Source organism: Ruminococcus sp. RTP21358st1_G6_RTP21358_211008, assembly GCF_040908885.1.
Lineage (GTDB): Bacteria > Bacillota > Clostridia > Lachnospirales > Lachnospiraceae > Blautia_A > Blautia_A faecis.
In genome coordinates, this window is sequence record NZ_JBDGDM010000027.1 from 47,667 (window position 1) to 61,029 (window position 13,363).

Here is a 13,363-nt window from a genome sequence, read left to right on the forward strand (position 1 = left end):
AATGTAAAGATAATGGGGTGTTCAATGTCAAAAGCGAAATTAGCATTATGGATGTTAATATTATCAACATTGTTTTCTGGAGTAATTTGGGAAGCTGTTGGTTGGATTTCGCTTATATATTGTTGCTATTTAGGAAAAAGAAAGAGATTTACAACAATAAAAAAAGAGAGTGTACCGGAAATACTTATTTTATTTTTTATAGTTGGATATGTTATTATACAGTGTTTTTTATTGAACTTGGATGTTGCAAGTATTATTAGATTGTATGGAATAACAAAAACATTATTTGCAATGCCTATTATGATACTTTTGCTAAAAGATTTTATTTTTAAAAGAGATGTTATTATAGAAATTTTACCAATATTACTTATTGTAGATTGGATAACGATAATATCTCTTATTACTAAAATTGAGGCGTTAAACATTTTAGGTGGTTCGCAGAATTATCTAGGTGCTATTAATGTAATCCTTTTTCCATATATTTTCAAATTTTTTCCAGGAAAAATATATAAAGGGTATAGAAAATGGTTCTTTATAACTTTAGTACTGTTGATGATATTTTCTGGATCACGAACATTAATGTTGACAACGGCTATTTCTTTTGGATTTACAGTAATTCTGGAGAAAGATTTGAATAAAAAAATACGGTATCTTTTACTTATAATATTGGTAGCACTCATTGGCCTATTTGTATTGAATAGTGTTGCATCCGATTCTTTAATAGCCAGAGGGTTAAGTGTATTTACTAATTTGAATGATGCTTCTAGAAGTGGGTTAGCAATGTTTACGCAGCGACAATATGAGAGATATTCAAATCTGGAAAAATTAATTGGTAATGGTAATACAATTGTATTAAGTCAAATGAAACCAGCACATAATGTATTTCGAGAAGTACTTCTTTGTTATGGAAAAATAGGGCTGATATTTTATATTGTTTATATTATAATTGGAATTTTATTTATTTTTAGGTGTAAAAGCGTAAATAAAGCATATTTGTTAATGGTTGTTTTTTTGGCATTACTTATTGGATGGGTGCAACCATTTTTAACGTCAGGATATTTATTTCAAGTGGTTATTGCATTTGTAATGATTAGATTGTATTATGCTGATACTCCAGAGAATATTAAGAAAGTTAGTAAACAAAGGATGATGGGGAGATGAAATTGAAGAATATAATATTTGTCGCATTAACAACATATCAATTATATGTATCTGATTCATATTCCAAATATATAAAAGAACATTATCCAGATAAAAATGTTCATATTATATGTGTTGGTTTAGAGAGAGACAATTATACACCCCCACAGGAAGTTGATCTCATTATGCTTCCAAATATGAATAAAACTGTTTTTAACCGAGTTATTCAGAGATTAGTTTATGGGGGAAGATTTTTTTTCCTTACATCTCTAAAACAAATTGTTAGGAGTTCACATACTATATTATTTGTTTTCAATGATAATGAACCTATTACTAATAAGTTGGTGCGTGAGGTAAAGAAAATTCGAAATAATAAAGTAGCAATCATTGAAGAAGGCATAGGAATTTATTCACACTCAAATAATAATAAATTAACAATAAAACAGCAAATTAGATATTTCTTTACTTCAATTTTAGGATCACCGATGCAGTATAAAGCAATTGGAGATAATCCGAATATTAATTATGCGATAGTGGGAAATAAAAATTTATATGAAACCTTAGAGAAATCTAGGGGGCAAAATGTGTTTGCACAAAATAAGAATTTATTATTTAGTTCTACAGAAGATTTTTTGAAAAGGTATTTAGGAACTTCATTTAGTTATCAGAGAGCAGATATCATATATTTAGGTCAACCATTTGATGAATATGGGAAGATGCTTCCAGATGAAGAGAAATGTTTAGAAGAGTTGTTTTCACTTGTTGAGGAGAATAAAACAATTTTAATTAAACCACATCCGAGAGATGCATGTGATAAATATGAAAATCTAGCGAAAAAATTTAGAAATGTAAAAGTTTTTTCAAATACTCTTTCGCAACTCCCTATAGAATGTTTGTTAAAAGGATTAAATACAAGTGTTCTTTTTTCTTTTAATTCTTCCGCTGGAGTAAATATTGCTAATTCGTTTCCTAATATTAAAAGTATTTTTCTAATAAAAACAGAGACTTTTAGGCCAATTCATAAATATTGGAATAAAATTGGTGCTATTTATGATGATAGTATTTATAACAGTAAAAATAACAATACTTTTTTACCTATGAGTGATAAACAAATTATGGACTTATTAAAACAGAATATTCCTGTTTTGGAGGAACATCAGAGGATAGAAAGTAATCAATTTGAAGAAATAGAAAACATTATTAAAAATAGGATTGATGGAGTTGGGTTAAATGAAAAAAGATAATTTCCAGGCGATATTTAATATATTATCTCAGTTAATATTAAATGGAACCAACTTTGTATTGATAATGATTTTTACAAGATTTTTATCAACTTCAGATTATGGGAAGGTTTCTATATTTCAGGCATATGCGTTATTCTTTGCTATAATAGTTGGTCTTAATATACAAGGAAGCATTGGAACAGCGTTTGTCCATATTGATGAAAAAGAAAGAAATAATTACTTGTCAAGCATAATGCTTTTGGCAGTTTGTTTCTTTATTTTGGTTTTAATAATATCAATAATTTTTATAGATCCATTTTCAGCATTTTCAGAATTATCACCGTCTTTGATTGTTTTAATGCTGTGTTATAGTTTTGGTTCCTTTGCTTTTAACTTTGCAAATATTAAATATGTTTATTTAAGAAAGTCACAATATAGTTGTTTGATGGCATTGATAATTTCTATATCGATGATTGGTTTATCCTATTTCGGTGTAAAAAATCAAAGTACCATTGGCCTTGAACCATATGTAGTACGAATATTAAGTATATCTGTTCCATATATTATTTGTGCAATTTATGTGTTGTTTACAATTTTTGGAAAAGGAAATGCGTTTAGAAATTTAAAAAAATATTGGATGTTTTGTTTACCAATATGTATACCATTAGTTTTTCATGGGGTTTCACAAATTGTATTGGGGCAAACAGATAAAATAATGATTCAAAAACAATTAATAGATGATGGCTTAGTTGGAATATATAGTTTTATTGTTACTTTTGTTCATATACTGAATTCTATATATACAGCATTAAATAATACATGGGTTCCAATTTATTATAGTTATACAAAAGATGGCAATTATGAAATGATAAAAGTCAGATCAAACAGGTATTGTAAATTGTTTCTATGTTTATGTTTGGGATTTATGTTTGTATCTCCGGAATTTGTAAGATTATTTGCGGACAAAAATTATTGGGGTGGAATTAATTTAATTCCATTAATAGTTCTTTCGATATTTTTTACGTTTCTTTATTCATTTGGTGTAAACTTTGAACTTTATCTTAGAAAGACAAAATGGATTGCTATTGGAACAACTGCGGCGGCGGTTGTAAATATTGTTTTAAATGCATTATTGATACCAAAGTATGAGTTATGCGGGGCGGCAATTGCAACTTTGATTTCATATGTTTTGTTGTTTGTGTTCCATCAGCTTTGTGCGAGAAAAATGCAGGATGAATTACAGTATCCTTATGGTATATTGTTTTTTATTAAACCTATTGGAATTATATTAATGGCCGTTATATTATTTTATATAGTACAGAATTTGTTGATTATAAGATGGGGAATAGCGGCTATAGTTGGTGTGTATTTGGTTTGGAATATAGTTAAAAATAAAAGTATTTTTTAATATGGAGGCGAAGATGAAAATTTTAGCAGTTATTCCGGCAAGGGCTGGATCAAAAGGTATCCCAAATAAAAATATAAGAATTATTGGCGGTCATCCATTGATTTACTATTCAATCAAAAATGCGCTTAAATCTAAGATGATTACAGATGTAATTGTATCGACAGATTCGCCAGAGGTGAAAATCATTGCGGAACAGATGGGTGCAAAGATAAAATGGAGAGATGCTTCGTTGTGTGGTGATGCTGTTACCTTAGATGCAGTTGTTGCTGATGCAGTTCCTATTAATGAACATTGGGATTATATTGTGACTATGCAACCAACTTCTCCAACTCTCCGTGTAATTACACTGGATCATGCAATTGAGTATACGGTTAATAATGGATTGGATACAGTTATCTCAGCAATTAACTCACCTCATTTATCCTGGGGAGAGAAAGATGGAAAGAAGATTCCTAACTATAAAGAACGATTGAATAGACAATATTTACCACCTTGTTATATGGAGACGGGAGCATTTGTCATTTCAAAAGCATCAGTAGTTACACCGAAAACAAGAATAGGTGTCAATGTTGATGTTTATGAGGTTCCGGAAGATGAGTCTCAGGATGTTGATACATTTGAGGATCTTAGAAGTGTAGCGGCAACGCTAGAACGTCAGAGAGTTGCAATTTATGTAAATGGAAATAACAAACGTGGAATTGGTCATATTTATCGAGCTCTAGAGATTGCAGATGAATTTTATGTAAAACCAGATATATATTATGACATTAATCAGACCAATCCGAAAGTATTTGGGAAAACAACTCATAATTTAATACCTGTTAATGGAATTGCGGAATTGTTTGAAAAATGTAAGAAAAACAATTATACAATATTTATTAATGATATTCTTACTACAACGATTGATTATATGATTGGGCTTAGAACAGTTCTTCCAAACGCGAAAATTATTAATTTTGAAGATGATGGAGAAGGTATTATTAAGGCGGATCTTGTATTTAATGCACTTTTTCATGAAACCGAATTTTCGCAAGTTTATGCAGGAGAAAAGTATTACATATCCGGAAAAACCTTTATGTTTTATGAACCGATTGAAATTAAGGATAGTGTAAAGCGAGTGTTTATTTCTTTTGGCGGAGCGGACCCACAGAATTATTCGGACAGAATTTTAAATATGATAATCAAACCAGAATATAAGAATTATCATTTCATAGTTGTTCTTGGAAGAGCTAAACATAATGTTGATGCTTTGTTAGAATTTAATAAATATGACAATATTGAAGTTCTTTACGATGTTTCAAATATGCCGGAACTTATGAGTAGTTGTGATATTGGGGTCACATCAAGAGGAAGAACTGGATATGAACTTGCTATTTTGGGTATTCCATCTATTTCAATGGCTCAAAATCAGAGAGAAGAAAAGCATGGATTTGTCTGCAATGAAAATGGATTTACTTATATTGGATTAAATCCGGCTGATGAAATAATTGAAAGTAATTTGAAAATGTATCTTTCTATGTCAAAGGAAAGTAGACTACATTTTCATAATATGCTTTTGAGCCATGATCTTCGTGGAGGACGTAGAAGGGTAATGGGATTAATAAATGGAATCTAAACAATTTAATAGAAATTCAAATATTGAGTTATTGAGAATGATATGTATGTTTGTAATTATACTTCATCATTCCGTATTATATGGGGGGCGTTAGAGCAACCTGCTTCGATTAATTTGATTATTGCAAATTTGTTTTATATAGGTGGAAAATTTGGAGCAAATTGTTTTATGGCAATTAGTGCTTATTTTCTTATAGATAGCAAGTTTAAAGTACAGAAAGTAATAAGTGTTTGGAAGCATACTTTTTTTTATGGGCTCACATTTTTTCTTTTAAATACTATATTGCATTTTAAAGCTGTCGGAGTTGGTGATATTTTAGAAGTTGTATTTCCTATAAGCTATAAAGCGTATTGGTATGTTACGGCATATGTCGCTATTATATTACTTTCTCCGTTTATAAATAATTTGATTAATAGGTTGATAGAAAAGCAGTATAAATATTTAATATTTGTATTATTGATATTAGTTACATTACCAGTAACTTTTTTGCCAAAGGCAAAACCGTATTATGATGAAAGTCATGTTTTATTATTTGTTCTTATTTATTTTATCATAGGTTTTTATAAAAAGGGGTATATAAAAAATTCGAAAGGGTTGTCTATTGGATTTATTATCATTGGTTTCTCATGGCTGATTTTTAGTTCATTGGCAATCATATTACTAGGAGCATTTTTAGAAAACAGTACAATAATTCATTATTCAACGTTTTGGATGAATGGTGAAAGTTTACCTATGATAATGGCGGCGATTGGTGTGACGATTTTTGTATTAGAGCATCCGTCAAGGTCAAACAAATATATTAATTCATGTGCTAAAGGATCGTTTGATATTTATTTATTTCATATGAATCATTTTGTTTATGAGTGGCTTTGGAGCGTTGCTTTTCCAATTAAAATGCTATTAAGTAAGAAATTGTTTCCTATATACGATATTCTGATAGGAGTGTTAGTGTTTTCTTTGGCTTTGTTTATAGGTATTCTACGTTGCAATATATTTAAAATAATTGAAAGTAATGTAAGAGTTCAATTTATAGATAATTTAGAAATTAAAATTAATAATATATTTAATAATAAAGGAGATGGCTATAATGAATAAACCATATGTAATTGCTGAGATGGGAGTTAATTTTTATGATACCGCTAAAGTCTTGGGAATTTCACCACTTGCTGCCGCAAAACTTTATATTGATAAGGCAGCAGAAGTTGGTATTGATTGTGCAAAATTCCAATCATATAAAGCCGGTACAATTGTTTCAAAAAATTCACCTGCTTATTGGGATACAACTAAAGAACCAACAAAAACTCAGTATGAGTTGTTCTTAAAGCACGACAGTTTTGGAGAAGCTGAGTATAGAGAACTCTGTGACTACACGCACGCTAAGGGTATGGATTTTACATCAACACCTTTTGATTATGCATCAGCGGATTATCTTGAAGATATGGTCGATTTCTATAAGATTTCTTCTTCAGACCTTTCAAATCTTCCATTTATTCGTCATATTGGTTCGAAAGGAAAACCAGTATATATGTCTGTTGGTGCTGCTTATTTGTCCGAAGTCGATGTGGCAATAAGAGTGTTGAAGGAAGCTGGATGTAAGGATATTGTTATTTTTCATTGTGTTCTTTCATATCCAACAGATCCAAAAGATGCCAATTTAAGAATAATTAAGACTCTTAAAAAAGATTTTCCAGATGTAAGAGTTGGTTTTAGTGATCATGTCGCTCCGGATGATACAATGATGACTTTAGCAGTTGCGTATATGCTCGGTGCAGAAGTAATTGAAAAACATTTCACATTGGATAAGACACTTCCAGGAAACGATCATTATCATGCAGGAGATCCAGAAGATTTTAAAAAGGCAATTAGTAACTTTAAATGGATTGACACTGTACTTGGTTCTGAAGAGAAAACGGTGCTTGAGTGTGAGGCTATTCCGAGAAGGGAAGCGCGTAGATCACTTGTTTTGACAAGAAATATGAAAGCTGGAGAAACGATTAAAGCAGAAGATTTAATGCCTAAACGTCCGGGAACGGGAATTTCACCTGAATATGTTGAGATTGTTGTTGGACGTAAAGTAGTGCAAGATTTAGAGGAAGATACTATCCTTACTTGGGATATGATCTAATTTTGTTGGGAAAAGTGGCATAATAAAAGTGTTTGGGAAAAATACTGCGGTAAGTAAGAAATGAGGTCTTGCCGCAGTATTTTGGATTTATAAAATTGAAGGTACATTAGGAAAATAGCTATTTTCCATTGACAATATAATTAAGGAGAACAACATATATGTGTGGAATCATATCCTACACCGGCCATTCCCAGGCCGCGCCCATTCTTCTGGATGGTTTATCGAAACTGGAATACCGCGGCTATGATTCAGCCGGTCTTGCAGTTCGTGATGGGGAGAACAAGACAAAAATCGTAAAGGCGAAAGGTCGTCTGAAAGCATTATCAGAGAAAACAGATCACGGTCATGCTCTGGTTGGAAACTGTGGTATCGGTCATACCCGTTGGGCGACTCATGGGGAGCCGTCTGAGACCAACGCCCATCCACATACTTCTGATGATGGAAATGTGGTTGGGGTTCATAACGGTATCATTGAGAATTACCAGGAATTGAAGAATAAGCTGGATCGAAAGGGCTATACGTTCTATTCCTCCACAGACACGGAAGTGGCAGTGAAGCTCATCGATTACTATTATAAGAAATATGAGCATACTCCGGTTGATGCCATCAACCATGCTAAATAAAAGGGGTCTGTCCCCATAAAGGCAGAGTGAAATTCCTAAAAGTTTTCTAAAAAACTTATTAAATAAATTTCATACTTTTCCAATATATTTTTCTTCCAGAAAAGGAAACAGCATGCTATCCTATATACATCATAAGAGTTTCAAACCTACATAAGCTCTTCTGAAAAACAAATAATAGAAGGTGGTGAAATCCATGGGAAAAAAGGATATCATCACAAAAGAGTACATGGAAGACACAGAGGTTTTTGCGGATGTGTTCAACCATATGATTTACAAAGGAGAAAAGTTTAGTGTTGGTAGCTGTCCGTGGAATGGAGGAGATGACTGGAATGAAGATAGAAAGAAAAGAAGAGGAAGAAACGGTGAATGTTTGTAAGGGACTTCGGGATTTACAGGAAAAGGGACGAGTTGAAGGAATCCAGATCGGTGCAGAACATGAACAGCGACTTACCAAAGCTCTGTTGAATGACAACCGCATTGACGACCTAAAGCGTGCCCTTGAAGATCCCGCTTTTCGCCAAAAACTCTTGGAAGAGTATGGAATTGACTAAACAGTTATAGAGGAGAGAACAAATTTTATGTGTGGTATCGTATCCTACACCGGCCATTCCCAGGCCGCGCCCATCCTGTTGGATGGTTTATCGAAACTGGAATACCGTGGCTATGACTCAGCTGGTCTTGCCGTTCGGGACGGTGAGAACAAAACGAAAATCGTAAAGGCGAAAGGTCGCCTGAAAGCTTTATCAGAGAAAACCGATCATGGTCATGCTCTGGCTGGTACCTGTGGTATCGGTCACACCCGTTGGGCTACCCATGGGGAGCCTTCTGAGACCAACGCCCATCCACATACCTCTGAGGATGGAAATGTGGTCGGTGTTCACAATGGTATCATTGAGAATTACCAGGAACTGAAGAATAAGCTCCTTCGTAAAGACTATGAGTTTTATTCTTCCACAGACACCGAAGTGGCAGTGAAGCTCATCGATTACTATTACAAGAAATACGAGCATACTCCGGTGGATGCCATCAACCATGCCATGGTCCGTATCCGCGGTTCCTATGCCCTGGCGGTTATGTTCCAGGATTATCCGGGAGAGATTTACGTTGCCCGCAAGGACAGTCCTATGATCATCGGCGTGGAGAACGGAGACTGCTATGTGGCTTCTGATGTTCCGGCGATTTTGAAATATACCCGCAATGTTTATTATATCGGAAATCTGGAGATGGCACGTCTGGCAAATGGGGCAGTTACCTTTTACAATCTGGACGGAGATGAGATTGAGAAAAAGCCAACTCAGATCAAATGGGATGCAGAAGCAGCTGAAAAAGCAGGCTACGAGCATTTCATGCTGAAGGAAATCCATGAGCAGCCAAAAGCCGTTCAGGATACGTTGAATTCCGTATTAAAGGATGGGGCTATCGACTTGTCTTCTGTGGGACTTACTGAGGAAGAGCTTCAGTCTTTTTCCCAGATATATATTGTGGCATGTGGTTCTGCCTATCATGTAGGTGTGGCATGCCAGTATGTGCTGGAGGATCTGGCGCAGCTGCCGGTACGTGTGGATCTGGCATCTGAGTTCCGTTACCGCAGCATGCCTCTGGATCCCAACGGTCTGGTGATCGTGATCAGCCAGTCCGGCGAGACGGCAGACAGCCTTGCAGCCCTCCGTCTTGCGAAAAAGAAGGGGCTGAAAACCCTTGGAATTGTCAATGTGGTGGGAAGCTCCATTGCCCGGGAAGCAGATAATGTATTTTATACCCTTGCCGGTCCGGAGATTGCAGTTGCCACAACGAAAGCCTACAGCACCCAGCTGATCGCCGGCTATTGCCTTGCCGTTCAGTTTGCACTGGTGCGGGGATGTATTTCCCAGGGACGCTATCAGGATCTTATCTCCCAGCTTCAGTGTCTTCCTGAGCAAATCCAGAAGATCCTGGACGACAAGGAGCGGATCCAGTGGTTTGCTGCCAAACAGGCCAATGCCAGGGATGTGTTTTTCATCGGACGTGGACTTGATTATGCCATCAGCCTGGAAGGCAGCCTGAAAATGAAAGAGATCAGTTACATCCATTCTGAGGCTTATGCTGCAGGAGAGCTGAAGCATGGCACTATCAGTCTCATTGAGGATGGCACTCTTGTGATCGGAGTGCTCACCCAGTCTGAGCTTTATGAGAAAACTATTTCCAATATGGTAGAGTGCAAAAGCCGCGGAGCTTATCTCATGGGGCTGACTACCTATGGAAATTATAATATTGAAGATACTGCTTCCTTTACCGTTTATGTTCCAAAGATAGAGGAGTGCTTTGCCACAAGCCTTGCGGTGATTCCGTTACAGCTTATGGGATATTACGTCAGCGTGGCAAAGGGACTTGACGTGGATAAGCCGAGAAATCTAGCAAAGAGCGTTACAGTAGAGTAAATTTGCAGCAGTCTTATGAGTGCGGTGAGCAGAAACGGCAGATGTTTTTCGGGGGAAAAACAACAGGATGAGGTTATAAAAATGGGAAAATATTTTGGTACAGATGGCTTCCGTGGAGAGGCAAACGAAAACCTGACAGCAGATCATGCATATAAAGTAGGCCGTTTTCTCGGCTGGTATTACGGAGAACTGAAACGCCGGAACGGTGACGACACGCCGGCGCGTATCATAATAGGAAAGGATACCCGCCGTTCCAGCTATATGTTCGAGTATACACTGGTTGGCGGACTGGTGGCTTCCGGTGCGGATGCATATCTTCTCCATGTCACGACCACACCTTCTGTGGCTTATGTGGCAAGAGTGGATGAATTTGACTGCGGTATTATGATCTCCGCAAGCCACAATCCATATTTTGACAATGGAATCAAGTTGATCAACGGAAACGGGGAGAAGATGGACGAGGAGACCATTTCCCTTGTGGAAGCCTATCTGGATGGAAATCTGGAAGTCTTCGGGCAGAAATGGGAGGAGATTCCTTTTGCAAAGAAGGAAAAAATCGGCTGTACAGTAGACTATGTTTCCGGAAGAAACCGTTACATAGGTTATCTGATCTCTCTGGGTGTCTATTCCTTCCGCGGCGTGAAGGTGGCGCTGGACTGTGCCAACGGAAGCTCCTGGAACATTGCCAAGGCTGTTTTTGACGCTCTCGGTGCCAAAACCTACGTGATCAATGCCCAGCCGGATGGCACCAACATCAACAACAATGCCGGTTCTACCCATATCGGGGGACTGCAGAAATACGTGGTGGAGAACGGAATGGACGTTGGTTTTGCCTATGACGGCGATGCAGACCGCTGTCTCTGCGTGGACGAGAAGGGCAATGTGATTACTGGCGACCACATTCTCTACATCTACGGAAAGTACATGAAAGAGCGCGGCAAGCTGCTGACTAACACCGTTGTCACCACCGTCATGTCCAACTTCGGTCTGTACAAGGCCTTTGATGAGCTTGGAATCGACTACGCGAAAACAGCCGTGGGAGACAAATATGTATATGAGTACATGATGAAAAACGGCTGCCGTATCGGCGGTGAGCAGAGCGGACATATTATTTTCAGCAAATACGCCAGCACTGGGGACGGAATCCTTACCAGTCTGAAGATTATGGAAGTTATGATGGCTAGAAAGAAAAAGCTCAGCGAACTTTCAGAAGGCTTCACCGTTTATCCCCAGGTGCTCACCAATGTGAGAGTGACCGACAAGAAGGCAGCGCAAGATGACGCAGATGTGCAGGCAGCTGTGAAGAAGGTTACTGAGGAACTGGGCGATACCGGAAGAATTCTCGTCCGTGAGTCCGGAACAGAGCCGGTTGTACGTGTTATGGTGGAAGCGGAGAGTGAAGAAATCTGCCAGAAGTATGTGGATATGGTTGTGAATGTAATTAAAGAAAATGGGTATGTGGCCGGATAAGGGCTGGATGCCGTGGATGTTGCCGCCTGGCGTGTGCCGGGCGGTGGTGGTGTGTATAAGATAAGTTATAATATAATAATTTCGTATAGAATATTTAGCGATTAAATTGTTATAAGTTTGCAGCATCTGAATGTCGAGTAAAAACAAAATCTACTTGACATTCGATCTATGTCTGTTTATTATTTAAATAAAATAATTAGAAGGAGCAGGAGTGATGAATAGTAGAGAGCGGATAGAATTGTTTCTTTGCAATATTAAAGAGAATACTGTAATTGAAGCAAGCCGTATATATACTTTCTTGGCAGATGACATGACAGAAGCAGCATTTTATAAAACACTTGAACGCTTCTGCCAAAGTGGTTCACTTGTCCATTTGACTAAAGGGTTATATTATAAGCCGAAGAAATCCAGATTTGGAATTGTTCCGATCAGAGAGCAGGATATTGTTACTCATTACATTGGGAATCAGAAGGGATTGGTTGTAGGCTATAAACTGTATAACGAGAAAGGACTTACTACACAAATAAGTAAGCAGACGGAAGTTTTTTCAAATCATGTGCCAGGGAAAAGGAAAACAATTCAGAATGTGGTTGTAAAAAATATCTCTTGTGATCTGAATGAAGAGCGCGTAGCAGTAATTGAAACTCTGGAGATTCTTCAAAATTATTCTAAGATAGAAGATGTAAACAAAAAAGCGCTGATTACTTATATGGAGAAGTTTGCACAGTCTTATTCTGATAAAGCTGCGGTCTATGTCCTGGAGCATATGAAATATAAAAAGGCAACAATTGCTTTTTTGGAATCCTTTTTGGAGTATCTAAATGTTAATAACTCATTAAAACAATTTTTATCATCAATGTCTGTTTATGCAATTCCAACCATGGAGGAAATATATGAGACTGCATGAGAATGAAGAGGATTTTCGAGATCTTTGTAGTATAACAGCTGGATATATTGGCATTCCAGAAGACGCCGTTAGAAGAGATTATTACATTGTGAGTATGCGATCAAGCTGATCAACGGAAACGGGAAGAAAATGGATGAGGAGACCATTTCTCTTGCAACACTGCGGGCTTATTTGTGGTATGCGGCTAATATGGATATTTTTCTTCAGTCGATAGCGTTATCTGCATCTCATGTACCCTTTATAAAGGAAGCAAAAAAAGAAAAACAGATCATTCAGGATAAAGATATGAAAGCCCTGCTTGCAGTTCCCCCAGATACGCAAAAAGGAAACCGTGATCAGAACAAAAGGGGTCTGTCCCCAATGCTAGCAATATAGTGTCAACTTAAAATCGTTATGATTCTGCTTATTTAATTTCGCTCCTTGAAAACTAAATAG

Annotated in this window: 12 protein-coding genes and 1 pseudogene; all 13 read left to right on the top strand. The window is 36.5% G+C overall.

The window, feature by feature from the left end; translation table 11 throughout:
- The first annotated feature begins 24 nt into the window (after positions 1-24).
- Positions 25-1,161, top strand: a complete 1,137-nt coding sequence (locus tag AB5Z12_RS11980; protein WP_368357217.1) for a hypothetical protein — start codon at positions 25-27, stop codon at positions 1,159-1,161.
- A complete protein-coding gene (locus tag AB5Z12_RS11985; protein WP_368357218.1) occupies positions 1,158-2,384 on the top strand; it encodes a polysialyltransferase family glycosyltransferase in 1,227 nt (408 codons plus the stop codon). The genes AB5Z12_RS11980 and AB5Z12_RS11985 overlap by 4 nt, the downstream gene beginning before the upstream one ends.
- Positions 2,371-3,771 carry a lipopolysaccharide biosynthesis protein gene (locus AB5Z12_RS11990; protein ID WP_368357219.1) on the top strand — a complete coding sequence of 467 codons (1,401 nt, stop codon included), beginning with the start codon at positions 2,371-2,373 and terminating at the stop codon, positions 3,769-3,771. Before AB5Z12_RS11985 ends, AB5Z12_RS11990 begins: the two co-directional genes overlap by 14 nt.
- A 13-nt stretch (positions 3,772-3,784) precedes the next feature.
- Positions 3,785-5,386, top strand: a complete 1,602-nt coding sequence (locus tag AB5Z12_RS11995) for a DUF354 domain-containing protein (RefSeq protein WP_368357220.1) — start codon at positions 3,785-3,787, stop codon at positions 5,384-5,386.
- Between the two features lie 42 nt (positions 5,387-5,428).
- Positions 5,429-6,481, top strand: a complete 1,053-nt coding sequence (locus tag AB5Z12_RS12000; protein ID WP_368357221.1) for an acyltransferase family protein — start codon at positions 5,429-5,431, stop codon at positions 6,479-6,481.
- Positions 6,474-7,511: an N-acetylneuraminate synthase family protein gene (locus AB5Z12_RS12005; protein WP_368357222.1), complete on the top strand. Its 1,038-nt coding sequence runs from the start codon at positions 6,474-6,476 to the stop codon at positions 7,509-7,511. Before AB5Z12_RS12000 ends, AB5Z12_RS12005 begins: the two co-directional genes overlap by 8 nt.
- 158 nt (positions 7,512-7,669) lie before the next feature.
- Positions 7,670-8,128 (top strand): annotated as a pseudogene (locus AB5Z12_RS12010) (glutamine--fructose-6-phosphate aminotransferase); the annotation flags it as partial.
- Positions 8,129-8,327: 199 nt separating this feature from the next.
- Positions 8,328-8,510: a hypothetical protein gene (locus AB5Z12_RS12015; protein WP_368357223.1), complete on the top strand. Its 183-nt coding sequence runs from the start codon at positions 8,328-8,330 to the stop codon at positions 8,508-8,510.
- Positions 8,464-8,685, top strand: coding sequence for a hypothetical protein (locus tag AB5Z12_RS12020; RefSeq protein WP_368357224.1), 222 nt, complete (start codon positions 8,464-8,466; stop codon positions 8,683-8,685). The genes AB5Z12_RS12015 and AB5Z12_RS12020 overlap by 47 nt, the downstream gene beginning before the upstream one ends.
- Positions 8,686-8,712: 27 nt before the next feature.
- Positions 8,713-10,551 carry a glutamine--fructose-6-phosphate transaminase (isomerizing) gene (gene glmS, locus AB5Z12_RS12025; RefSeq protein WP_368357225.1) on the top strand — a complete coding sequence of 613 codons (1,839 nt, stop codon included), beginning with the start codon at positions 8,713-8,715 and terminating at the stop codon, positions 10,549-10,551.
- Positions 10,552-10,632: 81 nt separating this feature from the next.
- Positions 10,633-12,021, top strand: a complete 1,389-nt coding sequence (gene glmM / locus AB5Z12_RS12030) for a phosphoglucosamine mutase (protein WP_148463700.1) — start codon at positions 10,633-10,635, stop codon at positions 12,019-12,021.
- A gap of 214 nt (positions 12,022-12,235) precedes the next feature.
- Positions 12,236-12,928: a hypothetical protein gene (locus AB5Z12_RS12035; protein ID WP_148463701.1), complete on the top strand. Its 693-nt coding sequence runs from the start codon at positions 12,236-12,238 to the stop codon at positions 12,926-12,928.
- Between the two features lie 189 nt (positions 12,929-13,117).
- Positions 13,118-13,303 carry a hypothetical protein gene (locus AB5Z12_RS12040; protein WP_368368665.1) on the top strand — a complete coding sequence of 62 codons (186 nt, stop codon included), beginning with the start codon at positions 13,118-13,120 and terminating at the stop codon, positions 13,301-13,303.
- Positions 13,304-13,363: the final 60 nt, after the last annotated feature.

What these genes read in the sequence shown, in the direction of transcription:
- AB5Z12_RS11990 (WP_368357219.1), top strand. Translation starts at nt 2,371, where the DNA reads ATGAAAAAAGATAATTTCCAGGCGATATTTAATATATTATCTCAGTTA.
- AB5Z12_RS11985 (WP_368357218.1), top strand. Translation starts at nt 1,158, where the DNA reads ATGAAATTGAAGAATATAATATTTGTCGCATTAACAACATATCAATTA.
- AB5Z12_RS11980 (WP_368357217.1), top strand. Translation starts at nt 25, where the DNA reads ATGTCAAAAGCGAAATTAGCATTATGGATGTTAATATTATCAACATTG.
- AB5Z12_RS12020 (WP_368357224.1), top strand. Translation starts at nt 8,464, where the DNA reads ATGAAGATAGAAAGAAAAGAAGAGGAAGAAACGGTGAATGTTTGTAAG.
- AB5Z12_RS12040 (WP_368368665.1), top strand. Translation starts at nt 13,118, where the DNA reads ATGGATATTTTTCTTCAGTCGATAGCGTTATCTGCATCTCATGTACCC.
- AB5Z12_RS12035 (WP_148463701.1), top strand. Translation starts at nt 12,236, where the DNA reads ATGAATAGTAGAGAGCGGATAGAATTGTTTCTTTGCAATATTAAAGAG.
- AB5Z12_RS12005 (WP_368357222.1), top strand. Translation starts at nt 6,474, where the DNA reads ATGAATAAACCATATGTAATTGCTGAGATGGGAGTTAATTTTTATGAT.
- glmS (WP_368357225.1), top strand. Translation starts at nt 8,713, where the DNA reads ATGTGTGGTATCGTATCCTACACCGGCCATTCCCAGGCCGCGCCCATC.
- AB5Z12_RS11995 (WP_368357220.1), top strand. Translation starts at nt 3,785, where the DNA reads ATGAAAATTTTAGCAGTTATTCCGGCAAGGGCTGGATCAAAAGGTATC.
- AB5Z12_RS12015 (WP_368357223.1), top strand. Translation starts at nt 8,328, where the DNA reads ATGGGAAAAAAGGATATCATCACAAAAGAGTACATGGAAGACACAGAG.
- AB5Z12_RS12000 (WP_368357221.1), top strand. Translation starts at nt 5,429, where the DNA reads ATGTATGTTTGTAATTATACTTCATCATTCCGTATTATATGGGGGGCG.
- glmM (WP_148463700.1), top strand. Translation starts at nt 10,633, where the DNA reads ATGGGAAAATATTTTGGTACAGATGGCTTCCGTGGAGAGGCAAACGAA.